22 protein-coding genes, 1 pseudogene and 1 riboswitch are annotated in these 25416 nt (G+C 35.7%); of the genes and pseudogenes, 15 read left to right on the top strand and 8 right to left on the bottom strand.

Features of this window, described 5'->3' with window-relative positions:
- Positions 1-158: 158 nt before the first annotated feature.
- The 3 genes from brnQ to BCR22_RS05800 all read right to left on the bottom strand — a co-directional run bounded on the left by brnQ (position 159) and on the right by BCR22_RS05800 (position 2456).
- On the bottom strand, positions 159-1511 hold the full coding sequence (brnQ, locus tag BCR22_RS05810; protein ID WP_069654039.1) for a branched-chain amino acid transport system II carrier protein: 1353 nt from the start codon (positions 1509-1511) through the stop codon (positions 159-161).
- Positions 1512-1626: 115 nt separating this feature from the next.
- Entirely contained in the window at positions 1627-2115 is a 489-nt protein-coding gene (locus tag BCR22_RS05805; protein WP_069654038.1) for a GNAT family N-acetyltransferase, read from the bottom strand.
- The gene (locus tag BCR22_RS05800; protein ID WP_069654037.1) at positions 2115-2456 is read right to left on the bottom strand and encodes a MazG nucleotide pyrophosphohydrolase domain-containing protein; all 342 of its coding nucleotides are present in this window, start codon (positions 2454-2456) and stop codon (positions 2115-2117) included. Before BCR22_RS05800 ends, BCR22_RS05805 begins: the two co-directional genes overlap by 1 nt.
- A 152-nt stretch (positions 2457-2608) precedes the next feature.
- Between BCR22_RS05800 and BCR22_RS05795 the strand changes: the two genes are divergently transcribed.
- Positions 2609-3247, top strand: coding sequence for a histidine phosphatase family protein (locus BCR22_RS05795; RefSeq protein ID WP_069654036.1), 639 nt, complete (start codon positions 2609-2611; stop codon positions 3245-3247).
- Between the two features lie 48 nt (positions 3248-3295).
- Entirely contained in the window at positions 3296-3862 is a 567-nt protein-coding gene (locus tag BCR22_RS05790) for an LOG family protein (protein WP_069654035.1), read from the top strand.
- 121 nt (positions 3863-3983) lie between these two features.
- Here the strand turns inward: BCR22_RS05790 and BCR22_RS05785 are convergent, their stop codons facing one another.
- Together BCR22_RS05785 and BCR22_RS05780 are read right to left on the bottom strand one after the other, a co-directional pair.
- Positions 3984-4724 carry an amino acid ABC transporter ATP-binding protein gene (locus BCR22_RS05785; protein WP_069654034.1) on the bottom strand — a complete coding sequence of 247 codons (741 nt, stop codon included), beginning with the start codon at positions 4722-4724 and terminating at the stop codon, positions 3984-3986.
- Positions 4725-4774: 50 nt separating this feature from the next.
- Positions 4775-6358, bottom strand: a complete 1584-nt coding sequence (locus tag BCR22_RS05780; protein WP_069654033.1) for an ABC transporter permease subunit — start codon at positions 6356-6358, stop codon at positions 4775-4777.
- A 154-nt stretch (positions 6359-6512) separates the two neighbouring features.
- A riboswitch (Lysine riboswitch) is annotated at positions 6513-6684 on the bottom strand.
- 980 nt (positions 6685-7664) lie between these two features.
- On the opposite strand from BCR22_RS05780, the gene BCR22_RS14920 reads away from it, so the two are divergent.
- The 5 genes from BCR22_RS14920 (at position 7665) to BCR22_RS14905 (ending at position 11912) form a co-directional block, all read left to right on the top strand.
- On the top strand, positions 7665-7826 hold the full coding sequence (locus tag BCR22_RS14920) for a class IIb bacteriocin, lactobin A/cerein 7B family (protein ID WP_083241765.1): 162 nt from the start codon (positions 7665-7667) through the stop codon (positions 7824-7826).
- A gap of 17 nt (positions 7827-7843) precedes the next feature.
- Positions 7844-7996 (top strand): class IIb bacteriocin, lactobin A/cerein 7B family, encoded by a 153-nt coding sequence (locus BCR22_RS14915; protein WP_083241764.1) that lies wholly within the window; start codon positions 7844-7846, stop codon positions 7994-7996.
- 384 nt (positions 7997-8380) lie between these two features.
- Positions 8381-10537: a peptide cleavage/export ABC transporter gene (locus tag BCR22_RS05775; RefSeq protein WP_069654032.1), complete on the top strand. Its 2157-nt coding sequence runs from the start codon at positions 8381-8383 to the stop codon at positions 10535-10537.
- 10 nt (positions 10538-10547) lie between these two features.
- Positions 10548-11207: a biotin/lipoyl-binding protein gene (locus tag BCR22_RS14910; RefSeq protein WP_083241763.1), complete on the top strand. Its 660-nt coding sequence runs from the start codon at positions 10548-10550 to the stop codon at positions 11205-11207.
- Between the two features lie 33 nt (positions 11208-11240).
- On the top strand, positions 11241-11912 hold the full coding sequence (locus BCR22_RS14905) for an HlyD family efflux transporter periplasmic adaptor subunit (protein ID WP_167351508.1): 672 nt from the start codon (positions 11241-11243) through the stop codon (positions 11910-11912).
- A gap of 283 nt (positions 11913-12195) precedes the next feature.
- On the opposite strand, the pseudogene BCR22_RS14900 reads toward BCR22_RS14905, so the two are convergent.
- Positions 12196-12513 (bottom strand): annotated as a pseudogene (locus tag BCR22_RS14900) (transposase); the annotation flags it as partial.
- Between the two features lie 723 nt (positions 12514-13236).
- Here BCR22_RS14900 and BCR22_RS05760 point away from each other — a divergent pair.
- The gene (locus BCR22_RS05760) at positions 13237-13482 is read left to right on the top strand and encodes a hypothetical protein (protein ID WP_069654030.1); all 246 of its coding nucleotides are present in this window, start codon (positions 13237-13239) and stop codon (positions 13480-13482) included.
- Positions 13483-13592: 110 nt separating this feature from the next.
- Here the strand turns inward: BCR22_RS05760 and BCR22_RS05755 are convergent, their stop codons facing one another.
- Together BCR22_RS05755 and BCR22_RS05750 are read right to left on the bottom strand one after the other, a co-directional pair.
- A complete protein-coding gene (locus BCR22_RS05755; protein ID WP_069654206.1) occupies positions 13593-15368 on the bottom strand; it encodes an ABC transporter ATP-binding protein in 1776 nt (591 codons plus the stop codon).
- Positions 15368-17110 (bottom strand): ABC transporter ATP-binding protein, encoded by a 1743-nt coding sequence (locus BCR22_RS05750; RefSeq protein ID WP_069654029.1) that lies wholly within the window; start codon positions 17108-17110, stop codon positions 15368-15370. The genes BCR22_RS05755 and BCR22_RS05750 overlap by 1 nt, the downstream gene beginning before the upstream one ends.
- A 98-nt stretch (positions 17111-17208) precedes the next feature.
- On the opposite strand from BCR22_RS05750, the gene BCR22_RS05745 reads away from it, so the two are divergent.
- The 7 genes from BCR22_RS05745 to licT all read left to right on the top strand — a co-directional run bounded on the left by BCR22_RS05745 (position 17209) and on the right by licT (position 25390).
- Positions 17209-17988: a MerR family transcriptional regulator gene (locus tag BCR22_RS05745; RefSeq protein ID WP_069654028.1), complete on the top strand. Its 780-nt coding sequence runs from the start codon at positions 17209-17211 to the stop codon at positions 17986-17988.
- Positions 17989-18047: 59 nt separating this feature from the next.
- Positions 18048-18377, top strand: coding sequence for a thioredoxin family protein (locus tag BCR22_RS05740; RefSeq protein WP_083241760.1), 330 nt, complete (start codon positions 18048-18050; stop codon positions 18375-18377).
- A gap of 101 nt (positions 18378-18478) precedes the next feature.
- A complete protein-coding gene (locus tag BCR22_RS05735; protein ID WP_069654026.1) occupies positions 18479-19795 on the top strand; it encodes a metallophosphoesterase in 1317 nt (438 codons plus the stop codon).
- A 146-nt stretch (positions 19796-19941) separates the two neighbouring features.
- On the top strand, positions 19942-20319 hold the full coding sequence (locus BCR22_RS05730; protein ID WP_069654025.1) for an OsmC family protein: 378 nt from the start codon (positions 19942-19944) through the stop codon (positions 20317-20319).
- Positions 20320-20396: 77 nt separating this feature from the next.
- Complete coding sequence (locus tag BCR22_RS05725) at positions 20397-22037, top strand: peptide ABC transporter substrate-binding protein (RefSeq protein WP_069654024.1); 1641 nt, start codon at positions 20397-20399, stop codon at positions 22035-22037.
- Positions 22038-22222: 185 nt separating this feature from the next.
- Positions 22223-24157, top strand: a complete 1935-nt coding sequence (locus BCR22_RS05720) for a heavy metal translocating P-type ATPase (protein ID WP_069654023.1) — start codon at positions 22223-22225, stop codon at positions 24155-24157.
- A gap of 399 nt (positions 24158-24556) precedes the next feature.
- Positions 24557-25390 (top strand): BglG family transcription antiterminator LicT, encoded by an 834-nt coding sequence (gene licT / locus BCR22_RS05715; protein ID WP_069654022.1) that lies wholly within the window; start codon positions 24557-24559, stop codon positions 25388-25390.
- Positions 25391-25416: the final 26 nt, after the last annotated feature.

Genomic DNA, 25416 nt, shown 5'->3' with positions numbered 1-25416 from the left:
GTGTAGTGTAACTCCACGAGTCACACCACACTCCTAAGAAAGCCTGATAAATGGTTGAAGCAGAAGCAATTACTCATCAATCTCTAGGTGCTAAAGACACTAAGAATTGAAGGAGTTGGTTATAGCAGTTAAATACTTCTGCCCAGTCTTTCCAGTTATCAGTTAAGATCAGGTTCTTTTTTTAGTTTGATCCAAATTAAACCAATGATAAATCCAAGTACTGAAGGAACAACCCAGCCCATTCCAATCGTAAATAAAGGCAAGTATTCCTCAGCAGCGGTTAAAATAGTTGTAACGACTGTATTTGATTTAATAAAATCGGGCGCACTGTTCAAAGCATCAAGTAAGGCAGCAAATAGTGTGATATAAGTTGTTGTGCGATAGACTTCTTTGCGATGATGAAACAGCGGGCTGACGATGACTAAAATCATCAAGGTCATCGCTAATGGATAAAGGAACATCAAGACAGGGATTGAAAACTGAATGATATTTGTTAATCCAACATTTGCAAACAAACAAGGTAATATACTTGCTATCGCAATGTAAAATGAATAGGAACCTTTTGGAAACAGTTCGCTGAATGTTTCAGAAAAAGCGGTAATCAATCCGATTGCTGTTTTTAAACAGGCAAGGATAACAATAAGTGCAAGTAAAATACTACCTAAATTACCTAGATAGTGGTTAGCGATTTGAGCTAAAGCAATTCCGCCATTCTCACTAAGCGGGAATTTCCCTAAACTCATCGTGCCCATATAAGACAACAAAGTATAGATGATCCCCATCAAGACAATACTGATTGCGCCGGACTTTATCGTATCTTTCGCAATATCATTTGGTTTATCAACACCCATACCTCGAATCGTTGAAACGATGATGATTCCAAAAGCCAGAGAAGCTAGTGCATCTAATGTATTATAGCCTTCAGTAAATCCTTTAAAAAAAGGGTTGGCCGCATAACTATCTGCAACAGGTGCTAAAGAGATCGTTCCGAGTGGCGTTAAGAAAGCAAATAAAATCAAAATCGCCAATAAAAATAGAAATAATGGATTTAAAAATTTTCCTACATACCCTAATAACTTAGTCGGTTTACGTGAAAAGGCCCAAGCAACCAGAAAGAATAGCGCCGAAAAGACTGCTAAAATTAATTTATGCTGATCACTTGGAATAAAGGGCACTAAGCCAATTTCAAAAGACGTTGTTGCCAGACGAGGTAAGGCAAAAAAAGGACCAATCGTTAGATATAACAATACAGTAAAACCAACAGCATAGCGTCGATTCACCCGAGTTGCTAAATCAAACACCCCATTACTTTTGGAAATCCCAATGGCAATCACACCTAGAAATGGCAAGCCGATACCTGTGATCAAAAAGCCGAGGTTCGCTAGAAAAATAGTAGCACCAGCCTCTTGTCCCATATGAACTGGAAAAATCAAATTTCCCGCCCCGAAAAATAAGCCAAATAGCATGGAACCTACGTAAAGGTAATCACGCCATGATAATTTTTTTGTCACACTTCAACACTCCTTAAAATTTATCCTTACTAAAAGTACCAGAATAAGAAGACCACAGCAAGCGAATTTTCAGAAAAAGTTTGATGTTTTCAGTAAACATTAAAAAATGATGAGCCTAATCGACAAAATAAGCAAACTGATAATCATCACAATACGCACCATTGATAAAAAATTCATCTTTAAATAAAGCTTCTTGGACAAATCCATTTTTACGATAAAACTGAATCGCTTTCGTATTGGTCCCCATAACGCGCAAAGAAATCTTATGAATCCCCTCTTCAGCTGCAATATCTTTTAAAAAATCCAGTAATTGACGTCCAATACCCAATGATTGACTATCTGGATGAACACCGATCCCAAACATCCATTGTTTTTTATGTGAAGGCAAAGAGGTTGGATGATGAACAGCAACAAAACCATGAACGTTGTTTTCATCTGTAGCGACAAAAATAAGTCGTCCCTCGCTCTTTTCTTTGTATTCCTCAACCGACTCATAGAAGTGAAGTACCGGAGAATTTTCATTTGTCCAAATCGTATTTTCTATCTCTAGTAATGATAGAAAATCACGTTCTTTAACGAATCGGATTGTAATATGTTTGTCCATTATATCCCTTCTTCCATACCGTTCAGCTCACCAAAACGCTCTTCTAGTTTTTGTTTATGTGAGGCTAAAATATCTTCAAAACGAATATCATATTTATCTGCTAAAATAAAAATATTATCCAAAACATCGCCGAGTTCTTCCGTCAAATCTTGAACCAGATGTTCCGTCGATTTTTCTTCCTCATCTGGGCGGTCACGCCCGATTTCTAAGGCACGTACAGCTCGCGCGACTTCACCTGTTTCTTCAGACAAAAAGCCTACACGAACAAATGAATTGAGTTCATACCAGCCTCTTTTTTTGTAAAATTCACTGATCCATTGTTGATAGTGTTGAAGTTCCACATAAATTCCTCCAGTCTATTTTACTATGGTAGCATAGAGAATCAACAATGTGGAAATACTTTACAAGTATTTTTTTAACAAAGCAGAGATTTCTTATTTGTAGTATCATATTCAAGTATAAGCAATAGTTCAAAAATGGAGGGGCGAAACAAATGACTACATTTTATTTTGTTAGACACGGTAAGACGGAATTGAATTTAGGTTTACGATTTCAAGGTGGGGACATCGATTCTCCATTATTGCCAATCGGAATTGAACAAGCGATTCAGGCAGGTCGCTATCTTAGTAATCGTTCATTTGATGTAGTAGCAGTCAGTACTCAAAAAAGAGCAATGGATACAGCAAATTATATTCTTAAAGAAAATAATTTTTTAGATGGTCTAACGGTACAGTATCATGACAGCTTAAGAGAGATCAAATTCGGCAAACGTGAAGGGGTCGAAATCAATCATATGGATGAACAAACGGCTCATTTGCGCCAGCGGCCAGATTTATATGATCCTACAACATTTGGGGGAGAAACGATTGACTCTTTAGTATCACGTTCAACTCAGACGATTGAAAAGCTTAGCAAAGATTATCCAGATGGCAATGTACTGATTATTGCTCACGGGGTGTTACTGATTACGTTGATCAATTCACTGATAGGCAAAGAAAAAGCAAAATGGCGTGAAGGCGGACCACTTGCCAATACTAGTATTACTATTTTAGAAAACGAAAACAATCAAGAACGTTTTACAATCAGATCATTTAACGATGTTTCATATCAATCCACAAGTGAAGAGGCATAAAATGAATCGAGTGAAGACGTATATTTAATTAGAGTAGGTGGGGATTTTATGAAGAAAATGGCGGTTTATTGTGGTGCCAGTGTAGGGAATAAGACAATTTATCAGGAACAAACAAAGGCATTAGGGCAATGGATGAGTCGTAATGATTATGATCTTGTTTACGGTGGCGGCAATGTTGGTTTAATGGGGGTGTTGGCTGATACGGTTATTGAAAATGGCGGGAAAGTGATTGGTGTAATGCCAACATTTCTATTAGAGCGAGAACTAGCGCATCAAAATATTACTGAGATGCATATAGTGAATGATATGCATGAACGCAAACGAAAGATGATCGATTTGGCAGAATGTTATTTAGCATTACCTGGAGGGCCGGGGACACTAGAAGAAATATCAGAAGTTGTTTCTTGGGGCCGTGTAGGGGAACATCAACATCCATGTATTTTTTTTAATGTCGATGGCTATTATGATTTATTAGCGGATTTCTTTGATAAAATGGTTGTAGAAGATTTTTTAACAGCAGCAGATCGGGAAAAAATTTTCTTTTCAGATTCTTTAGAAGAAATCCAACAATTTATTGATACATTCATGCCACCAACTATTAGACAATATAAATAAGAAAAAAGGGGATGGGATAGAAGCGCTTATTTCCGAAGGGGTTGCTTCTATCCCACCGTTTATTCGCATTTAAGGTGTGAAACAAAAGTGATTTGTGCTCTTGTTCCACACCTTTTTTTTCTTAGGATTTAGACAGGATACGGTGTAAAAATTCTTTCGTCCGTTCTTCTTTAGGATGAACAAAGATATCATCAGATGTACCTTCTTCAGCGATGACACCTTTGTCCATAAAGATTACTCGGTCAGAAACTTCTTTTGCAAACTCCATTTCGTGGGTCACGATGATCATCGTCAATCCTGTATGTGCTAAATCTTTCATTGTTTTTAATACTTCACCGACCATTTCAGGATCAAGTGCTGAAGTTGGTTCATCGAAAAGCATGACATCTGGATTCATAGATAAGGCACGGGCAATCGCGACACGTTGCTTTTGTCCACCAGAAAGCTGTGATGGTTTTGCATCAATAAAACGCTCCATCCCAACTTTTTCAAGATTTTCTAAGGCAATCTTTCTGGCTTCATCTTTGCCTCGTTTCAAGACAGTGAGTTGTCCAGAAGTACAATTTTCTAACACATTCATATTATTAAATAGGTTGAATGATTGGAATACCATCCCTAAATGTGTACGATATTTTGGTAAGTTATAGCCACGTTCTAACACATTTTCCCCATTATAGATGATTTTGCCGCCTGTCGGTTTTTCTAGTAAGTTTATGCAACGTAAAAGGGTTGATTTACCTGAACCAGAAGAGCCGATGATTGTCACGACTTCTCCTTTATTTACAGTTACATTGATATCTTTTAACACTTCATTTTCACCGAAGCTTTTTCTTAAATGTTCGACTTCAATCATTTGATTCATCCTTATATCCTCCTAATTTAAACGTTAAACGAGTCTGCGAAGCTAGATGATTAGCTTTCTTTTTGATTTTCTACTTCGTCTAGTTTCACATAAGCAGAAGGGCCGTCCATTTTCTTCTCAACAATACGTAAAACACGCGTAATCGCATATGTCATAATCAAATACATGATTCCAACGATCGTAAAGGTTTGGAAGAATTGGAAGTTTGCGCCAGATGCAGAATTTCCTTGGAAGAATAAGTCTGCTACCCCGATAACGCTTAAAACAGCCGTGTCTTTGATATTGATCACAAACTCATTTCCTGTTGCAGGCAAAATATTACGCAATACTTGAGGAACAACGACTTTACGCATTGTTTGGCCATGAGTCATTCCAATCGCTTGTGCTGCTTCAAATTGTCCTGGATCAACAGCGAAGATTCCGCCACGAACGATTTCAGACATATAAGCCCCCGTATTAATAGAAACAATAAACAGAGCCGCAACCGTTCGGTCTAGAGAAATCCCAAAAGCTAAGGCTAAACCATAGAAGATAACCATTGCTTGCACCATCATGGGTGTTCCGCGAAATACTTCAATGTAAATCGAAAGCAAGGCATTTCCTAATTTTTGGAAGAACCGTTTCACTTTATTTTCAGATTCTGGAATCGTGCGGACTACTCCGATCAATAAACCTAAAGCTGTTCCCACAACCGTTCCAATCAAGGCGATAAATAAGGTTAAACCTGCACCACGTAAGAACATACCACCGTATTGATCCCAAATAGTTTTAAAGTCTGTTAATATACCTGATTTTTCGCTATCCTTTGTTTCAGCAGCGGGTTGATCTTTCACTGCTTGATCCATGATTTTTGTTTGTTCGTCTGAAGAAATAGTGGATAAAATTTGATTGACCTTGCTGATTTCGGGATCTGCTTTACGCATACCAACTGCGACTTGAACATCTTCAGAATTGGTTTGGAAACCATTTTCTTTAGAGAATTCAAGCATTTCTAAGTCTTTGTTAACACTTGTAGCAGTCACACCTTCTGGTCGCTCACTGACATAACCATCGATCATACCAGAAGCAAGAGCGGTTCTCATTGCTGAAAAATTATCCATCGCTTGTTGTTTGTTAACGCCAGGAATTTGATCGATCACACTATAATGAAACGTGTTGAGCTGTGCAGTAATTTTAGCACCAGTTAAATCGTTCAAATTTTTCGCATCGGCAAACTGTCCTTTTTTCTGAACAACGACCACCAATTGTGATTCGTAATAAGGATCAGTAAAATCAATTTCTTTCCGACGCTCTGCGGTAGGGCTCATCCCAGCAATAATGGCATCGATTTTTCCAGATTGCAAGGCAGGAGCCAAACCGTCCCATTTTGTTTGTACGATAACAAGTTTTTTATCCAATCCCTCCGCAATTTTTTTAGCGATTTGGACATCGTATCCTCCTGCATAAGAAGAATTTCCTTGAATAGGTACAGCACCATGTGCGTCTGTTTTTTGGGACCAGTTAAACGGAGCATAACCTGCCTCCATCCCGACACGGAATTCACCGTTCATTTCTGCATGACTGAATACTGGAGAACAGAAGACACTTATAATAATTGCAAATAGTAAGCCAAGTGAAAATGATTTCTTGTTCATGTTTTTCTTTCTTCCTTTCTGTTTAACGACTTAATTTGTTCTACTATTATTTAGTTTAAAGAGTTTTGAAGAAGGTGTCGAACCTATTCTTCTACACGTAAAAAAACAACCATACGAAAATGCATGGTTGCCTACTATCGTCAGGTACTCTCAACAAAAACATAGCGCAACTTAGCATCACTACTAAGACAGTCCGTAAGTTGTTCGCTTACGTCCCAACACATAACAGGGAGGCTGTTATGCATTTCGGCGATTTTTCCTAGACTTGCTTCGACGTGTCCTCTCACTCCGCAAGCTTAATAAAAAACGCAACCTCTACCTCGATTTGAGGTACTATTTAATTATCAGATTCAAGTAATCAGTGTACGTTATTTAGCTAGAAAAGTCAATGTTTAGAGAAGCTAGAGTGAGTATTTTCTAATCTGGATGTCAAAGAAGAAAAGTGCTCATTTTCTTTCAAAAAACTAATCTATTTTAAACGGATTGAACAAGGAAAAAAGGTTTAAACATCTACGAAAAACTTCATATAGGATTTCGAGAACGTGATAAAGTGGTCTTTGAACAGGTTACGAGCGGGCAATTTAATGATCTGCTTCGTTTGATAGCGATTTGGACGAAGAAATGAGAAAACAAGGGATAGAGTTCAAGTCTCAATAAAATAAGAACAGTCAACAAATCAATTATACATAATGGTTTTGTAAGAGGAAGTAAAGCGGAGTTGAGATTTGCAAGTTTTCTAGCAAACTAAAATCATTTCAAGGAGAAAAAGATTTGCCATCATTATCAGTACAAAATAAGCGAACTTTAGAGCTAATAGCTGATGATCATGCAATAGTCTAATCGTGTATTGAGAATCCTACTAACCTAGCAATGATGGTCACACGATTGATTCAGTGTATGCGATCGAATTCCTTAGGTTGGGTCAGGGCAATCACAGGTGTAGGTTCAGTTATGGTCGCGATAGTAGGTGGATTATTGACATGAGCTGTTACTCATAAGAAATTAAAGCGTTACATTATTCCAACTATTAACCACCAAAACCAATGCCTTCTTGCCATTAATTTCTTCTCCTTTCTTAAATGAAATTGATATAGATAAAAAAAATACATTACAATAAAAACTATATTATATGGATTTTATTAAGATGCTATTTAGTTCATATGGGATTAATTTAATATTCATAAGTTGTCTTTTTTTTATAAATATTAAATTGTAAAATTCTTTATGTATGATATAATTTTTTTGTTAGGAATTCTAACTGATTGTTACATGCTTTTTATTACAAGTTTTTTTAAGGAGGGATAAGATGGAAAATAAGTTAAATAATTTTGAAGAAATAAGTGAGTATGATCTTGCAGAAATAGAAGGTGGGATTGGACTTTTAGGTGGGGCGCTAATAGTTGGTGGTGTTATAGTAGTTGGTTTTGCCGCAGGAGCAGTATCTGGTTATTATGCTAATAAAAAATAATTTAAGGGGACTTTAAAATGGAAAAATACTCAGGTTTAGAATTAAAAGATAGTGATTTAGAACAAATTCATGGCGGCTGGGGGTTTGGCGTAGTGGTTGCTATTGGTGGCGTATTTGTAGCAGCTTATAATGCTGGATATAAATTTGGGTCTGATTTAGCTAAAAGGTAACAAGTCTGGAGAGATAATAATGAATAGAAATTTATATTATGTTTTATCAGCTATTATCATAATCGTCATGGCCGTTATAGTTGTAATGATGGTTACTAAAAAAGTTAATGGAACAAAACCATTATTGATAGTGATTTTATTACTACTTATACAATCTACTATTTCATACTTTTAAAATATAAAAACAATAGAAGCTTAAGGGAATGAACTCCTTTAGGCTTTTTAGTTGGTATGGAAACTACAGTATTATTTTGAGTCTTTTCGACAGAAATAATTAATAATCAATATACTTTTTTCTACTGAATCAAAAAATAGTATATAGTACTATGAATTTAAAGAATAGAATAAAAGTATTTATTTAATTTCGAGGAGAATTGTAAAAGAATGAAAAGAATGAAATTAATAAAACAACAAGACGAAAAGGATTGCGGCATCGCTTGTTTAGCTATGATTTTAAATTACTATAAAACAGAAGTACCTATTAACAAATTACGTGAATACTCAGGGACTGATAAACAAGGAACTTATGCGTTGGGATTAAAAAGGTGTATTGAAAAATTCGATTTTGATTGCAAAGCAATTCAAGCAGATGCTAACGTTTGGAAAGAAACTGAATTGACTTTGCCTTTGGTGGCTCATGTTTTAGTAGATCAAAAATACTTCCATTACGTAGTTATCTATAACGTTCAAGGGGATTTACTGCATATTGCTGATCCAGGAAAAGGTGTATCTAAATTGACAATCAAAGAGTTTTCAGAGCAATGGACAGGTGTTTTATTGCTAATGAACCCTAATAAACATTACCAACCATCTGTTGAGCGAGTTAAGAATATTGGATCATACCTTCCAATCCTTTTAAAGCAAAAAGGGATAGTTCTCAATATAATATTGGTCTCTCTTCTTATCACATTGTTTGGCGTAATAAGCTCTTACTATTTCCAAGGAATTATTGATTATTTTGTTCCGAACAACATTATATCAACGTTTAATGTAATATCCGTAGGATTCATTTTTATGTATGTATTCCAAGTATTTTTTGAATATGTACGTGGTTACTTATTAATTATACTAGGCCAACGTATGAGTATATCGATTGTGTTAAGTTATTTCAAACATGTACTAAAATTACCTATGTCTTTTTTTTCAACAAGAAAATCAGGAGAAATTATTTCTCGATTTCTTGATGCTAATAAAATAATCGATGCTCTGGCGAGTGCCATTTTATCTATATTTTTAGATGTTGGAATGGTAATCGCTATAGGTGTAACATTGTTTATTCAAAATAGAGAATTATTTCTTATCGCTTTAGGAACCATTCCATTTTATTTTTTATCAATTGTTACATTTGTTAAAACCTTTGATCAACTTAATGAAGAAGAAATGATTGCCAGTGCAACGGTTAACTCAAGCATTATTGAAAGTTTGAAAGGAATGGAAACAATTAAAACATATAATGGAGAAGAAAAAGTCTATGATAGAGTAGAGCAACAATTTATTAAGTTGATGAAAAAATCTTTTAAAAATACAAACTTAAATAATCTTCAACAAGCAATCAAACATGCTATTCAGCTGATTAGTACTGTACTCATTTTGTGGGTTGGTTCATATTATGTTATGGATGGAAAAATTAGTTTAGGTCAACTGATAACATTTAATGCATTACTTGTTTTTTTTACGGAGCCATTACAAAATATCATTAATCTTCAAACTAAAATACAAACAGCTCAAGTTGCTAATCGTCGAATCAATGAAATCTTTCATATTGAACCTGAAAAAAGAGAGGAGACAACAATAAAAAATATTGATAATACTATATTCCTGAGGGATATTACAATGAAAAATGTGTCATTTTCTTATGGCATGAAAGAACCAGTATTAAAAGATATTTCCATGTCTATTTCTGCAGGTGAAAAAGTTGCAATAGTAGGCATGAGCGGTTCAGGAAAATCTACATTAGCTAAGTTACTTGTTCACTTTTATACACCAACTGAAGGAGAAATACTTTATCAGAAAGTCAACATGCTAGATATGAATCCTGATTTGTTAAGAGACCACGTGACATATGTTTCTCAAGAATCTTTTTTCTTTCATGGAACAATACTCGAAAATTTACTCTTTGGTCTTTCTAATAATGTATCGTTTGATCGAATAATAGAAGTTTGCGACACAGTTCAGCTACTAGAATTTATTAACCAGCAACCGCTACGCTTTGATATGATAGTTGAAGAGGGAGCTTCTAATTTATCGGGGGGGCAGAAACAACGATTGGCATTAGCAAGAGCGTTATTAAAAGATGCGAACATTTTATTATTGGATGAAGCTACAAGCGGTTTAGATACTTTATTAGAGCATAAAATTATAGAAAGTTTAAACAAACTCTCTAATAAGACTATTCTCTTTATTGCTCATCATTTATCCATCGCTAAATTGAGTGATAAAATATTGGTGATGGATAAAGGAAGGTTAGTAGAACAAGGTACACATGAAAAGTTACGTTATCAAGGTGGCATTTATCAAAAGTTCTGGGAAATAGATAGTTAGGAGGGAAATGATGAATAACGATTGGAAAAATACATCAACAGTTTATTTGCAACAGCACTCTCGTTACTACCAATGGGTGTTGTATCCAATGATAGTTCTAATTTTAGGTATCATACTATTCCTTGTCTTAGGTTCTTCAGAACAAGTAGTCCATGGTACCGCAAAGATAAGCTCAAAAAATATTGTGCCCATACAAGTTCCAATAGAAGCGTCTATTCAGAGCAATAATCTTAAAGAGAATCTGGAAATAAAAAAAGGAGATGCATTAATTAGTTTTGACGTAGAAAATTTAACGAAACAAAAAGAGCAATTGGATACTGAGATCGAGACTTTGAAAAATAAAAATGATACACTTAGTGTTTTTATTAAAAGCTTAGAAGAAGAAAAAAATCTATTTACACAAGAAGATGCATATGGTTATTCTAATCAAATTAATGCTTTTTTCAAAAGTAAAGAAAAAACTATTCAGGCAAATAAACAAGTTGAAAATAATTATCAAAGTAATGTACAAAATGCATTAAGTAATGTTAATCAGTTAAATGTTCAAATAGCAAAAAAACAGAGTAAATTACAAGAGTTAATACAAATAAGGACAGCATGGATTAATCAACAAAATATTCATAATTATAGCACCGAGTACATGTCACAATATGAATTATGGCAAATTTAGGCAAACCAAGCACAAGAGATAGAGAAAGAACGAGTGAAAGCAACAGTATTGACAGAAATAGATCAGTTGATCAATCAGTTACAACAAGCCATAGATCAATTAGATATACAAAAAGAAGCAATCACTACACCTGTTGAACCTACAGGTGAAATAAATAGCCAAATAGCAATAGTTGAACAGACAAAAGAGCAGCAAATAGCTGCAGCAAAAGAAAAACAGAAAGAATTATTAGCGGCAAAAGAAAAAAATGAAGTAACGCTAAAGAGTGTGGAAAATGAATTAAAGAATTCAAAAATTTTAGCTCCTATTGATGGGACCATTCATTTAAACCAATCATATGAAAAAGTTAAGGATATTCCAAAAGGTACTGTGATTGCGGATATATATACAAAAAGTAATGAAAAAAAGTTAATAGTAGAATCACAAATCTCATCAGATAAAATGTCACATATCAAAGTTGGTATGCCGATACGTATGAGATTAGATAGAAAAGGAATCTCTGAACAGATACTAACAGGAAAAGTGACCGAAATAGCCGAAACGAGTACAACTACTGAGGCAGGAACATTCTTTGTGGTCAAAGGAGAGGTAAAAATTTCTGAAAAAAATACAGTTAGATATGGATTAACAGGAAGTCTTTTGTTTGTAATTGGCAAAAAAACATACTGGAATCAATTAATGGATTTTATGTTTAATAATGATTAAAAAGTAGTTAGATTTCTTTGGATATCTTCCGAAAAAGAGCAGTAATGTCTCATCGCAACAAAGAAGGAAAAAGACTATTTAAGGATAAGTGAGATACAAGCCGGAATTTGAAAGTTTTGTAAGGTGTAGAATATTGTGGATATTTCAGGCTCTTTGTCAACTAATATTGGTAAAGAATTAAATCGATAGTATGAAGCCTATAGGAACATTCCACTAGTTTTTTCTATATGGTTGAAAAAGAACAGGACTAAAGTACAAAGAAATTCTTACCTTAAAAATATAAAAAGTTACGAAACCCATAGGCATTTCTTTTCAGTACTTTGATATGGTTATTCAAGTCTTCTAATGACCCATTAGAATAAGACAATTCTAGTGCGTTTTTAATTTCATTTTGATATTTCTTAAAGGGATCAATGGGTGTTTGATAAATACGGGGGAAGCAGGGAATAATTTTCGTTAATGACTCGTAAAATCTTTTGTAATCTTCTGTATGTATAGCATAAAGAAAGTCTTGATAGTAGCCGTATCCAAGTCTTAATGCGTCATCATAGGAAAGCAGACAATCAACGAGTTCAGTCTCTGTTAAATAGGTTCGGAAGGAAGAACATCAAAGTAATGTTTCAAAATTGAGCATTGTTTGGTTCTTTTGAAGAAGTTTCCAGTGTTTCTTTAAGTTTCAATAGAATAAAAGAAGAAGTCTATGAAGCGGCACAACATGACAGAAAGCAGATTGAGCGAAAAGTAGAAAAATTAGAGGATACCTATTATCGCACTATTCGCACATTTTATGAATCAGAAAAGACAAATCAATAAACAAAGCTATCCTCACTTAAAATGAATATTGAAACTGTGTCAGAAAGTATGGACAATTTTGTCAAAGGGCAATTCTGAAGAACAGTAAAAGAAGCCTTCAAAAAACGATTAAAATTTTAGAAGAGTTTCAATAAAATCTTTCTTGCCAACTAACAAACGAGAAAAAAACAGAAGCTTTTAGCATTTTAAGAAGCAAATATTGAAACAATAGATGTTACAGAAGTCAAATAATAAACGTTGGAGAAGGTGGGGTGAAGTATAGATACATACTAAAAATACAACATCAAAAACAACCAAATTAGAAAAAAACATCCATTATTTTTTCCATGCTACTGCTTTTCACTATCCATATCTACACCCAGCAGTAATAAAGAGGGTTTAGAAAAGGGCATTACTGGATGAAATGGTCCAGACCTACCTAACACAAGAATAAAAAACGGAGGAAAAAACAATAGAGTTAAATGATATAGACTCACTATACAACCAACTAAAAAAAAGAAAAGAGGACTACGTGTTTTCAGGTGAAATCGTTGAACGATTACCAGAATTAGTTAGTCATTGTCCAACAGAAGTTGATCAATTCGTTTGGTTTTCTGGCGGTATTCTTTTTTGGATGATTCATTGGAGATCGCAGCGTAAAATGTATGAAAAAATTGGAATCAGTAAATTAGAACAAAAGATTATTCGTATTTTAGGAGATTATGAGGTTCTGTTTAAAAACGGCTATTGTGTTTTAGTTCGAAAAGCAGATTGCTAAATAGCGTAGTACGTAATAATCATTTTTTATACCGAAAAAAGATACTAAGAGTAGAGGGGAGGATCATCCGTTGATGATTTTACCCTGTGATTCTTAGTATCTTTTACCTCTTATGTCTGTTGAAACTGACTATTGTACAATGAAGCATACAACGAAGGTTTCGCCAACAATTCTTGATGATTCCCTTTCTCCACGATATCACCGTCTTTCATCACTAAAATCAAATCAGCATTTTCAATCGTAGACAAACGATGCGCAATCACAAAGCTAGTTCGATTATTCGTTACTTCATCCATCGCTTTTTGGATATGCGCTTCTGTTCTAGTATCCACGCTAGACGTTGCTTCATCCAAAATAACTACAGGAGGATTTGCCAAAATGATTCTGGCAATCGTCAAAAGTTGTTGCTGTCCTTGTGACAATGAGCCGTTTTCACTAGAAATAATTGAATCATAACCGTTTGGTAATGTTCGAATAAAATGATCACATTGTGCGATTTTAGCGGCTTCGACCACATCGTCTCGCGTCGCATCCATTCGTCCATACGCGATATTTTCTGCAATTGTTCCTTCAAATAACCACGTATTTTGTAAAACCATCCCAAACATCGCACGTAGATTTGTTCTTGAAAGATTTGTGATATCTACGCCATCAAAGGTGATCCGTCCTCCATTTAACTCGTAAAAACGCATCAGTAAGTTCACTAACGTTGTCTTGCCAGCACCTGTTGGTCCGACAATCGCGACCATTTGTTTTGGCTTTACGGTGAAATCAACTTGCTTCATCAAAATTTTTTCCTTGGTATAACCAAATTGAACGTTATCAAAAGCTATTGCACCAGTTGGGTGATCGATGGATTGCACGTTCGCTTTTTCTGGAACATCATCTTCTGCATCTAAAATCTCAAAAATCCGATCGACGGCTGCTAGCGCTGCTTGAATGGAGTTAATAACATAAGATGCTGTAGAAATTGGTTCAGAAACTTGATTGATATATTGTAGATATGCTTGAAGGAGCCCAATCGTGATACCACCTTGTAACACTAAGAGTGCTCCGATGATTGCACTGACAATAAAGGCTAATTGATTGATCAAACGAATCGCGGGATAAATCGCAAAATTCATAAATTGAGCATTCAAAAATGCGTTGTAATGTTTTTGATTTGTTTCAGAAATAATGTCTTTTGCGTGCTCTTGTTGGTTGAAGGTTTTTGTCACTAAATTCCCAGATAAAAACTCTTCTGTTTTATTATTTAAAATCCCAAGTTCTGACTGACTTGCTTCGGCTAGTTTCTTATTTTTATTGGCAATTTTACCAGTTAAGAATGAGCTTCCGGCAATCAGGACCACGACAACCAAGGTTAGTTTTACATCAATGTAGAACAACATGATCCCAGCAAAGACAATCGTTGAAATCGAAGTGAAGAATTGATTGATCCCTGTTAGGAAAACTTGTGACAATTGATTTAAACTGGTCGTTGTTCGACTGAGAATGTCCCCAACCTGATGTTGATCAAAAAACGCCATCGGTAATGATTTAAATTTTTTCGTGACTTCTTTTCGGACTCTTAATGTGATCCGTTCGCTTAAAGAAGCCATTACACGTTCTTGCGTATAAGACATCAAACTACTGATGATCGAAAAGACAACCAATATCAAAACAGGCATCAATAACGCTTCTTGCACCATTGGAAATGTGATGTGACTAACTCCATGAGTCTTGATTAGCATAAGCAAATCGTCAATAGCAATCCCCATAATGAAAGGCATAGCAATGACCAAGGCATTCCCAACTAAACTACATAGAATTAGACCGAAAAATATAGGGCGTTCAGGTCGAATCAATTGAAAGAATCGTTTCAGTGTTTGTTTATTTACTTTTTCCATCATGACTGTGCTCCTTCCATGATAATCCCTTGTGAGCGGGCAAATTCTTGATACGTTTTATTCGTTAGTAATAGTTGATCGTGGGTTCCTTGTCCAACGATTTTCCCTTCATCTAAAACGATGACCGTATCGGCTTGTTGAATCGTGCTTAGTCGTTGAGCGACGATCAGTAGAGTTTTATCGGACATTTCATCTTTTAATGCCAGTCTTAATGCAGCATCCGTTTTATAATCAAGCGCTGAAAAACTATCATCAAATATATAAATATCCGCAGGTTTGATCAATGCGCGAGCGATACACAACCGCTGTCTTTGCCCTCCAGAGAAGTTGGTTCCGCCTTGTGCCACAAACGAATCATAACCGTCTTCTAATGTATTGAGATAAGGAGAAAGTTGCGCAATTTCAGCTGCCCGATCCATATCAGCTTTCGTTGCCTCAGGATACCCCATCAATAAATTACTTTTAATAGTTCCACTAAATAAAAAGGCTTTTTGAGGAACATAACTGATTTTAGAGCGTAATTCTTCTTGTGTAACCGTTCTGATATCCACGCCATTAAATAAGATCGCCCCTTCTGAGACATCGCTCAGTCTTAACAATAATTTGGCAACCGTACTTTTACCAGAGCCAGTTCCTCCGACAATGGCAGTTGTTTTGCCTTTTGGAATGTTGAAATGAATATTTTCCAAAACAGGTTCATCTGCTTGATCATAACTGAACGTCACATGATTCAACGCGATCAAAGTATCGTTAAGGTCAGTTTCTTCAAACAAAACAGGTTGGTCAGTATCGAGAATTTGATCTTGGGTATTTAAAATTTCTTCAATTCTTTTTACTGAAGCAAGTGATCTAGGCAACATTACTAAAACCATTGCAGCGATCATTAAGTAAGCAAGAGTTAGTAAAGAGTATTCAACAACGGCAGAAACCGTACCAATTTGCAACGTGCCAAGTGCCACTAAGTTTCCGCCAAACCATAAGATTGAAGAAAAAACCACACCCATTAACAAGAAAGCAACTGGCGTAATAAACGCAAAAATGCTATTGACTCGAATCATGCCGTTTGCATAGTCAGAAAATGTTTTATTCGTTCGTTCTTCTTCATACTCTTGATTGTTAAACGCACGAATCATATTGATTCCAGTAAAGAATTCACGTAACGTCACAATGATCGTATCCATTTTTGGCTGAATCGACAGTGAAAGAGGAGTCCCTTTTTTCATCAAGATATACACAATCAAGCCAAACGCTACAATGGCAATCAGTGGAACTAAAGCGAGCATTGCTGAGTAAGCAAATGTCATATAAAGCGAAAAGACTGCAATGATTGGTGCCGGTAAAATCAATTGTAGAAACAACACAATCATTTGCTGAATATTGTCAACGTCATTTGTCATTCTGGTCAATAGGGAACCAGTCCCAAAATAATCAGCATCTTTAATAGAAAATGTTTGTAGTTTGCTGAAAAACATCTCCCGTGTTTCTAAGCCAAATTTAGCGGCTACTTTAGCTGAAAGATAACTGCCGGCAATCGCTGAGAGCGCACCAAATAAAGCCATTGCGAACATTTTAAGCCCAATCGTTTTGATGGATTGTTCATCACCACTTGCAATCCCTACATCGATCAATTGCGCTACTAGTAACGGTACACCAAGTGTTCCAATAATTTGTAAACATAAACAAAGAACTGTCGCTAAAATAAGTGTCAGGTTCTTTTTAATGAAAAAATGAATGATCTTCATTTAAATTCCTCCTTTTAAAGACTCAAAGGGAATTCTACACCTTCAAGTTACTTGAATGTCAATGATTTTCGTTTATAATTAAAATCGGAGGTGAGGGTATGGAAAAAGAGAAGTTATTAACTGTGGGGCAAGTAGCTGAAATCATGAAGTTACCAAAATCAAAAATCCGTTATTGGGACGATATGAACTTACTGACATCCTCCAGAAATAGACAAAACGGCTATCGGCTGTTTGATATGGAGGATATCCTGACGATCAGTGATATTGATTTTTACCGTAGGCTCGACATTCCCATTAATAAAATGACGAATCTTTATCGAAAATCACCAGAGGAATTATGGACGATATTAGATGAAACTGAAACACGTGTTGCAGCAGAATTAGCAGAACTAAAGAAAAAAAAGCAAGGGATAAAGCATAGAAAAGATCAACTGTTGAGTTTGATCGAGTTAAAAGAGAAAGAGTTTAGTGACGAACCATTAGATGTAGAACGGATCATCCCAATTGATTTAAGTGATCCAAACGAATTACAGACCTACATTGATACGCCATCAAGCTTAGTCGTTTATAGCGACTCTAGCCATGAAAAAGAGCTCATATATGGATTTGCGGTAACCACCAAAGAATTTATGGAAGAAGAGACGATTTGGCAACAAACAGAGCAAGTGGAATACCAATACAAACAATTCCTACTCACAATTAAGTCAGATGATCCGTTAGAAAATAATTTTCAATCAATAAAAGAGAAATTAGAAAAACAAGGGTATCAAACAGGCACAATGATTGGGCGTTATATCATGACAGCAGAGGATCAAGATGGATGTTATAGAGACTATTATAAAACGTGGGTCGAAGTAAGTAGGGGATATCGGGCATAAATATCGTAAACTTGCTAAAATGGTGCTATGATTTAGCCAATCACAAAAGGATGATATCATTGGAAAAATTACAAACAATTCAAGACGTAGTAACCTTTATCAATGAAACTCACTTTGCATTTTTATATGTATCACAAGAAGACTGCTCGGTGTGCCATGCGCTTAGGCCAAAAGTGACGGAGCTCTTAAAAAGCTATCCCAAAATCAAAGTAAGAGAAGTGGAAGCAGATAAAGTCAAAGCGATCTCAGCTGAATATTTGATTTTTTCAGCACCAACGTCCCTTTTTTTTATCGATGGAAAAGAATATCTTCGTGAGGGGAAATTTGTTCAGTTTAAAAAATTAGCTAATGCAATAGAGCAGATTTATTCCTTTGAAGAAATCCATTAAAGCTCTTATTACTCTCTCTCACTGTATTTTAGTCAACTAAATAGAGTGAGAGCTTTTTTGCATAAAATCAAGTTGGATAATAAAGAATGGAGAACGGATGAATGAAAAAAAGGCTGGCGTTTATTTTACTCAGCGTAATAGCGATAACAACAGCAATCGTTTATTTTGGCAAAGAGACAGAACAAAGTGAAGAAAGGCTATTTAAAAAAGAAGCCATTGAATTTTGGGTAGTAAGTGATCCTCATTACATTGATAAAAGCCTAACAGATACAGGTTTAGCCTTCAAAAAAATCAAACAGACGGCAGCAGGCAAAGAATTGGATCATCAAAAAGAAAGCTGGCAAGCCTTCATCGGAAAAGCAATTGAACAGAAGCCAGATATGCTGGTCATTACGGGCGACTTAACCTTAAATGGGGAAAAAATCAGTGCGGAAAAGCTAGCAGAACAACTCAAACAACTGACAAAAGAAGGGATCAAGGTATTTGTAATTCCAGGAAACCACGATGTCAATGATGGCTGGGCTAGAAGATTTGTTGAGGAGAAGCAGGAAAAAACGGAGTCCATCTCAATCGCTGATTTTAAAGAAATTTTTGCCGATTTTGGGTATCAAAATGCTATGAACTACGACAAAAATTCATTAAGTTACTCCGTAGCAGTCAATCAAACATACAATTTTCTTTTTCTTGATTCGAATATATACCCCGATGACAAACAACCGCAAACAAGACCTACGACGGGAGGAACAATCCGTGGGAAAACAATGAAGTGGGTTAAAAAACAACTAGAAATAGCTAAGCAAGAAAAGAAAAAAACATTGGTTTTCGTGCATCACAATGTTTTTGCTCATAATAAATTGTTATCAAGCGGTTTTGTCCTCAATAATGCAAAAGAATTCAAACAACTTTTAGTAGACTACCAAGTGCCTATTGTTTTTTCTGGTCATATTCATGCGCAAGATATTATGTCTGAAACAATCGATGAGCACCAATTGACGGAAATTGCGTCCAGCTCTTTTTCGATTGCCCCTCAAGGCTATGGTGTAGTGAATTTAAAAAATGACTCATTTGAGTACCAAAAATTAGAAAACGCACATTCGGTTTCTGAGATAAAAGAGTATCCACAATACATAAAAGAACGTTTTATAAAGGATGGAGAGCATTTAGGCTACAGCCAATTAATTGATGCAGGATTATCAGATAGTAAAGATTTAGACATTGCTGCTGAATTCGTTGGTCGAGTAAATTATCGCTTTTTCTCAGGTAATGATTTTATAACGGATAAAGAAGTAGAAAAAATCAAAGCGGAAATGGGTTATCAAATTATCAGTAAAAATAGCACATTTTTAAAAGAATACATCGATTCGATCATCCAAGATACAAACCAAAATGACAATCGATTGAAGAAAAATTTTGATTAATTTGTGTTTAGAATGTTTTTATTGATAGCTTTTGGTTATCATACCTGGGAATAAAGTATTATCCGTTTCTTAGATTTTGTACTATCATAATAAGATAAAGCAAAGGTTAAAAAAATGAAGATAACTTCAAGTAGAGGAGCAAAAAAATGGAATTGATTTCAGGCGAAAAAGGATTTGAATTGGTACATGACAGTGGGAATTGGGTATTAAAAAAAGAGATTGGTTTTTCTCCAGTTGAAATGTTAGTGGCATCTATTGGTGCATGCGGAGCGTACGTTTATGAAAAGATATTAACGAATTCTCATATTGATTTTTCTATTGAAACAGTAGCAATCTCTTATGAACGAGCAGAAGAAAAACCAGCGAAACCTTTGAGTCGCGTCGTTATTGCTTTTTCGATTCGGGTTTCAGATGAAGCACAAGGAAAAGCAGAGCGCGCCTTGAAATTGATTGGCAAAAATTGCCCAGTCATGCAATCGTTAGATCCAGCAATAACGGTGGTTGAACATGTGATTTTTGTTTAGTTGATTGATTGCGTTTCACTGGCTATTTTCGGCTAAATAAACGCATGACACTTTTAAGTGATACAAGGAGGAACAGAATGAAAAAGTTCATTACGATTACTACTCTGGCACTGTTAGTTTTTATAACAGGTTGTAACTCAGCTAGGAAAACAGAATCGGCTGAATCAAAAAAAGCAATCGTTCATTTTACGGAGCCAGCTGAACTGCTAACGCTTGATACAACACAAGAAGAGGATTTCACTAGCTTTAATGCTCAAAATCAGGTTTTGGAAGGGCTTTATCAATTAAATGAAAAAGATGAAACGATACCGGCTGTGGCCAAAGAACTCCCAAAAATCAGTGAGGACAAACAAACGTATACAATTGTTTTGAGAGAGGATGCGAAATGGTCAAATGGGGATTCGGTCACGGCGAAAGACTTTTTATACGCATTTAAAAGAGCTGTAACACCAGAAACGGCTCCATCATATGCTAGTCTGTTCGTTTCTTCTATAAAAAACGCCGATGCCATTTATCAAGGAAAAATGGCTCCAGAACAACTTGGGGTAGAAACACCTGACGAGCATACATTGGTGATCCATCTAATCAAACCGATTCCTTACTTCACTTCCTTATTGACATTCGAAACCTTTTTCCCAATCAATCAAGCGTTCGCGGAGAGACAAGGGAGTAGCTATGGGACGTCAGCTAAAACAACGCTTTATAATGGTCCCTTTGTGTTGGAAGGGTGGGAACAAAATTCCGATACGTGGACCTATGTCAAAAATCAAAACTATTGGGATAAAAAGAATGTGCACGTCGATGAAATCCAAACGACCGTTGTAAAATCAACCAGTACAGCAGTCAATTTATATCAAACAGACGAACTTGATCGAGTGATATTAGATGGAGAATTCTCGAAACAATATAAAAATGATTTAGATTTTCAAAATCAAAATGATACAAAAATGGGGTACCTGCGCTTTAACCAAGCGCAAGGCAAGCTATTAGAAAATCAAAACTTACGGAAAGCAATCGCTTTAGCAATCGACCGTGATACGTTCGTAAAAAATGTTTTAGGAGACGGCTCTATTGCAGCAACGGGATTTGTTCCGAAAAATTTTGTTCAAAATCCCAAAACTGGTGAAGATTTTCGCAAAGAAAATGGTGTGCAACAAACATTTGACAAAGATACAGCACAAAAGGCATTTGCACAAGCGAAAGAAGAGCTGCATAAGACCGATATCACACTCGTTTATTTAACAAAAGATACAGATACAGAGAAAAAAACAGCTGAATATCTAGCGAGTCAAATCGCTGAAGTACTACCAGGCATTAAATTTGAACTCACAACCTTACCAAGTAATAACTTGCAGGAACGCTATTTATCTGGCGACTATGATATTGCGTTTGGTCAGTGGATGCCTGATTTCAAAGATGCAATCACCTTTTTAGATATGTTTGCTTCCACATCAGGTTTAAACCATGTCAATTACAAAAATCCTACCTATGATCGTTTGATTCAAGCAGCTTCAGATACAGATGCGGCAGAGGAAGAAAAACGTTGGTCGGATCTATTGCAAGCGGAACAGCTTCTATTAGCAAAAGATTACACGATTGCTCCGATTTACCAACAACAAACAGCATTGTTGCAAAAGAAAAATATCAGCGGTGTAGTAAAACATAGTTTTGGCTCACCATACAGCTTTAAATACATTCAAGTAGACGAATCAAAATAACTAAAAGACTAAAATAAAGGGATGGAACCTTTGTTTTAGTCTTTTTTTGCACTAAAATTTTGGTTTTCTCTTGACACATGAGTGGTTGTTCATGTATTATAGCTGTATGATATATGAACGGTTATTCATTTGAAAAGGACAAGATGTATCTTTTCAGAAAATAACCAAAAAGGAGGATGAGTATAATGGAAACAATGAAAGCACACGATCACAATTGCTCAAACGAAAAAGGGCATGAACACGATCACGACCACGGACAATCCCCCGTTATTTTATTTTTTATAGGATTAGCTATTTTTAGTATCGCGTTCTTTATCAATAAAGGATCTTTAGTACAGAACATTCTTTTTGTCAGTGCAATGTTATTATCTGGGTACCACATTATGGTAGAAGGTATAGTGGATACCATGACTGAATCCAAAGAGCAACGAAAGTTTGTACCTAATGTTCATATTTTGATGACCTTAGCTGCTTTTGGTGCGACCATTATTGGGAATTATGAAGAAGCGGCATTACTGATTATTATCTTCGCAGCAGCACATTTTCTTGAAGAATATGCAGAAGACCGCAGTAAACGAGAGATTACCAATTTACTTAAACTAAATCCAACAGAGGCACGTCTGATTCAAACAGATGGGACTGTGAAAATTGTCGACGTGGCAACATTGAAGGTCGGGGACCAACTGCAAGTGCTAAACGGTGACCAAATTGCGACAGATGGCATTATACTATCTGGACAAACGTCTATTGATGAATCTTCTATCAATGGTGAAAGCATACCAAGAGAAAAAACAGTTGGTGACGAAGTATTTGGGAGTACAATCAATGGCAGTGGTACATTTACCATGGAAGTGACAAAAGACAGCAATGATACCGTATTTGCTAAAATTCTTCAATTAGTCAATCAATCGCAATCTAATTTATCCAAAACGGCTACTAAAATCCAAAAACTAGAACCTTATTACGTGACGATCGTTTTGATTGTCGTACCGATTTTTATAGTAGCGGGGCCTGCCCTATTTAATTGGACATGGGATGAAAGTTTTTACCGCGGTATGGTATTTTTGATCTCTGCATCACCATGCGCACTAGCAGCGAGTGCTGTACCCGCAACATTATCAGGAATTTCTAACTTAGCTAAAAGAGGTGTTTTATTTAAAGGTGGTTCATATTTAGCTAACTTAGCTACAATCAAGTCTGTCGCTTTTGATAAAACAGGCACGTTGACGAAAGGTAAACCATCCGTTACGGACGTTTATTTCTTAACTGAATTGGCACAATTATCTGAGCAAACGTGTATCGATATCATTGTTGCTATGGAAAAAACAGCCAATCATCCGTTAGCAAATGCAATCTTAAGCCGATTTAATGCGACAGCCGATTTGACATTAACCGTTGAGAATGAAATTGGGAAAGGCTTGGTAGCAGAATACCTAGGTGATACTTATCAAATCGGTAAACCTGAAATTTTCGGTCAAGTTAGTATACAAATTAATGCTTATAATGAACAATACGCAAAAGAAGGGAAAACCGTTGTTTATTTTGCTAAAAATAATGAAGTGATCGGACTGATCGCTATGATGGATGTACCAAATGAAAATGCGAAAAATGTAATCAGCTATCTAAAAACACAAGGGATCCATACCACGATGATCACTGGAGATGCAGAATTAACAGGACAAGCGGTTGGACGTCAAATTGGGATCGATGAAGTCGTTGGAAATGTCTTACCAGAAAATAAAGCTGCAATCATTAAAGACCAACAAGTGCGATTTGGCAACGTAGCGATGCTAGGTGATGGTGTCAATGATGCCCCAGCTTTAGTCACTGCGGATATCGGTGTAGCAATGGGTGAAGGGACAGATATAGCAATCGACGTAGCAGATGCGGTATTGATGCAAAATGATTTGACCAAATTCAGCTATGCTCATAAAATTTCTAAACGGTTAGATCGAGTGGTGTGGCAAAATATCCTCTTTTCCATGTTGATAGTTGTACTATTGATTACGTTGAATATTCTAGGAAAAATGGATATCACAATCGGTGTTATCGCACATGAAGGAAGTACACTGCTCGTGATTTTAAATGGATTACGCTTGTTGATTCCGTCAAAAGACTAGAGAAAAGAAAGGTGAGACAAAAGTGCTCAATTCTGAGAACTAAGTAGGGATTGTGCAAAGTTAATTCAGTCTTCATAATATGTCTTGGAGATTCAAGCATATTTCCGAATTTAGCACATTGAATTCGTTATGATTGAAGCGGCATACTGTTTATTCGTATTTAGAGAGTTGGACGAAATGAATGTCCAACTCTCTTTTTAAAAGAGGGCATTTTTTATATTGACAGCCCTTCCAATATTTGTTATGCTAGGTTTCAAGTAGCAGATGTTATTACTTTGGGTAAGCATGTTGCAACTCTTTAATTTTTTAACTGGATGTTATCACGAAAGTGAGCAAGACCTATTTGCACCGTTATTTGACGACGGGTAAATGGGATTTTTTTGTAATCGGGGACTTATTATGATCATAAAACGAGTACTAAACAACAATACAGTTATTTCGAGCAATAGTAAGGGTGTAGAAGTTCTTTTAATGGGAAAAGGAATCGCTTTTGGACAGAAAAAAGGTCAACCTGTTGATCTGGAGCGGGTTGAAAAAACTTTCTTATTAAGAGATAAGGCTACACAAAATAAATTTACAGAGCTATTGATAGATGTGCCGATGGAGCATATCCTAGTAGCGGAAAAAATTATTAATTTCGGCAAAATCAAGCTCGGAAAAAATTTAAGTGAAACAATTTACGTTAATCTGACCGATCATATTCATTCAGCTGTTGAGCGTTATCGAGAGGGAATCATCTTGAAAAATCCTTTGAGATGGGATATTGAGCGTTTTTATCCAGATGAATACGTGGTAGGAGAAAAGGCGCTGGAAATCGTTCGGAAAGAACTAGGTGTCGAATTTGTTATTGACGAAGCTGCGTTTATTGCTATTCACTTTGTGAATGCTGAGCAATCTAAAAGTTTTGATTCAGCGTATGAAATCGCAGAAATTACTAAAACTATCGAAGACATCGTAAAAAAGGAATACAATACAGAATTTGATGAATCCTCTTTAGACTATTATCGCTTTATAACCCACGTTAAATTTTTTGCCCAAAGGTTATTAATTGGAGAACATTATGAAGATGAGGATTCTGAGTTGCTTGATACACTCAAGAAAAAGTATGAACTGGAATATCGCTGTTCATTAAAAATCAGCGAATATGTTCAAAAGGCGTTTGATTACTGCTTAAGTTCGACAGAGTTAGTATATCTTACTGCACATATCAGAAGAATTACGAAAAATTTATAACCAAATAGGATTGTTATCCATTAGGA

The organism is Enterococcus plantarum (genome assembly GCF_001730295.1).
GTDB lineage: Bacteria > Bacillota > Bacilli > Lactobacillales > Enterococcaceae > Enterococcus_L > Enterococcus_L plantarum.
Note: the sequence above shows the minus strand (reverse complement) of the source record. Positions and strands in the feature narration are given on the sequence as shown.

Coding starts and splice junctions, on each gene's coding strand:
- BCR22_RS14920 (WP_083241765.1), top strand. CDS start 7,665: ATGGAAAATAAGTTAAATAATTTTGAAGAAATAAGTGAGTATGATCTT.
- BCR22_RS05725 (WP_069654024.1), top strand. CDS start 20,397: ATGAAAAAGTTCATTACGATTACTACTCTGGCACTGTTAGTTTTTATA.
- BCR22_RS05775 (WP_069654032.1), top strand. CDS start 8,381: ATGAAAAGAATGAAATTAATAAAACAACAAGACGAAAAGGATTGCGGC.
- BCR22_RS05745 (WP_069654028.1), top strand. CDS start 17,209: ATGGAAAAAGAGAAGTTATTAACTGTGGGGCAAGTAGCTGAAATCATG.
- BCR22_RS14915 (WP_083241764.1), top strand. CDS start 7,844: ATGGAAAAATACTCAGGTTTAGAATTAAAAGATAGTGATTTAGAACAA.
- BCR22_RS14910 (WP_083241763.1), top strand. CDS start 10,548: ATGAATAACGATTGGAAAAATACATCAACAGTTTATTTGCAACAGCAC.
- BCR22_RS05790 (WP_069654035.1), top strand. CDS start 3,296: ATGAAGAAAATGGCGGTTTATTGTGGTGCCAGTGTAGGGAATAAGACA.
- licT (WP_069654022.1), top strand. CDS start 24,557: ATGATCATAAAACGAGTACTAAACAACAATACAGTTATTTCGAGCAAT.
- BCR22_RS05780 (WP_069654033.1), bottom strand. CDS start 6,358: ATGAACAAGAAATCATTTTCACTTGGCTTACTATTTGCAATTATTATA.
- BCR22_RS05785 (WP_069654034.1), bottom strand. CDS start 4,724: ATGAATCAAATGATTGAAGTCGAACATTTAAGAAAAAGCTTCGGTGAA.
- BCR22_RS05750 (WP_069654029.1), bottom strand. CDS start 17,110: ATGAAGATCATTCATTTTTTCATTAAAAAGAACCTGACACTTATTTTA.
- BCR22_RS05720 (WP_069654023.1), top strand. CDS start 22,223: ATGGAAACAATGAAAGCACACGATCACAATTGCTCAAACGAAAAAGGG.
- BCR22_RS05730 (WP_069654025.1), top strand. CDS start 19,942: ATGGAATTGATTTCAGGCGAAAAAGGATTTGAATTGGTACATGACAGT.
- BCR22_RS05805 (WP_069654038.1), bottom strand. CDS start 2,115: ATGGACAAACATATTACAATCCGATTCGTTAAAGAACGTGATTTTCTA.
- BCR22_RS05755 (WP_069654206.1), bottom strand. CDS start 15,368: ATGGAAAAAGTAAATAAACAAACACTGAAACGATTCTTTCAATTGATT.
- BCR22_RS05735 (WP_069654026.1), top strand. CDS start 18,479: ATGAAAAAAAGGCTGGCGTTTATTTTACTCAGCGTAATAGCGATAACA.
- BCR22_RS05795 (WP_069654036.1), top strand. CDS start 2,609: ATGACTACATTTTATTTTGTTAGACACGGTAAGACGGAATTGAATTTA.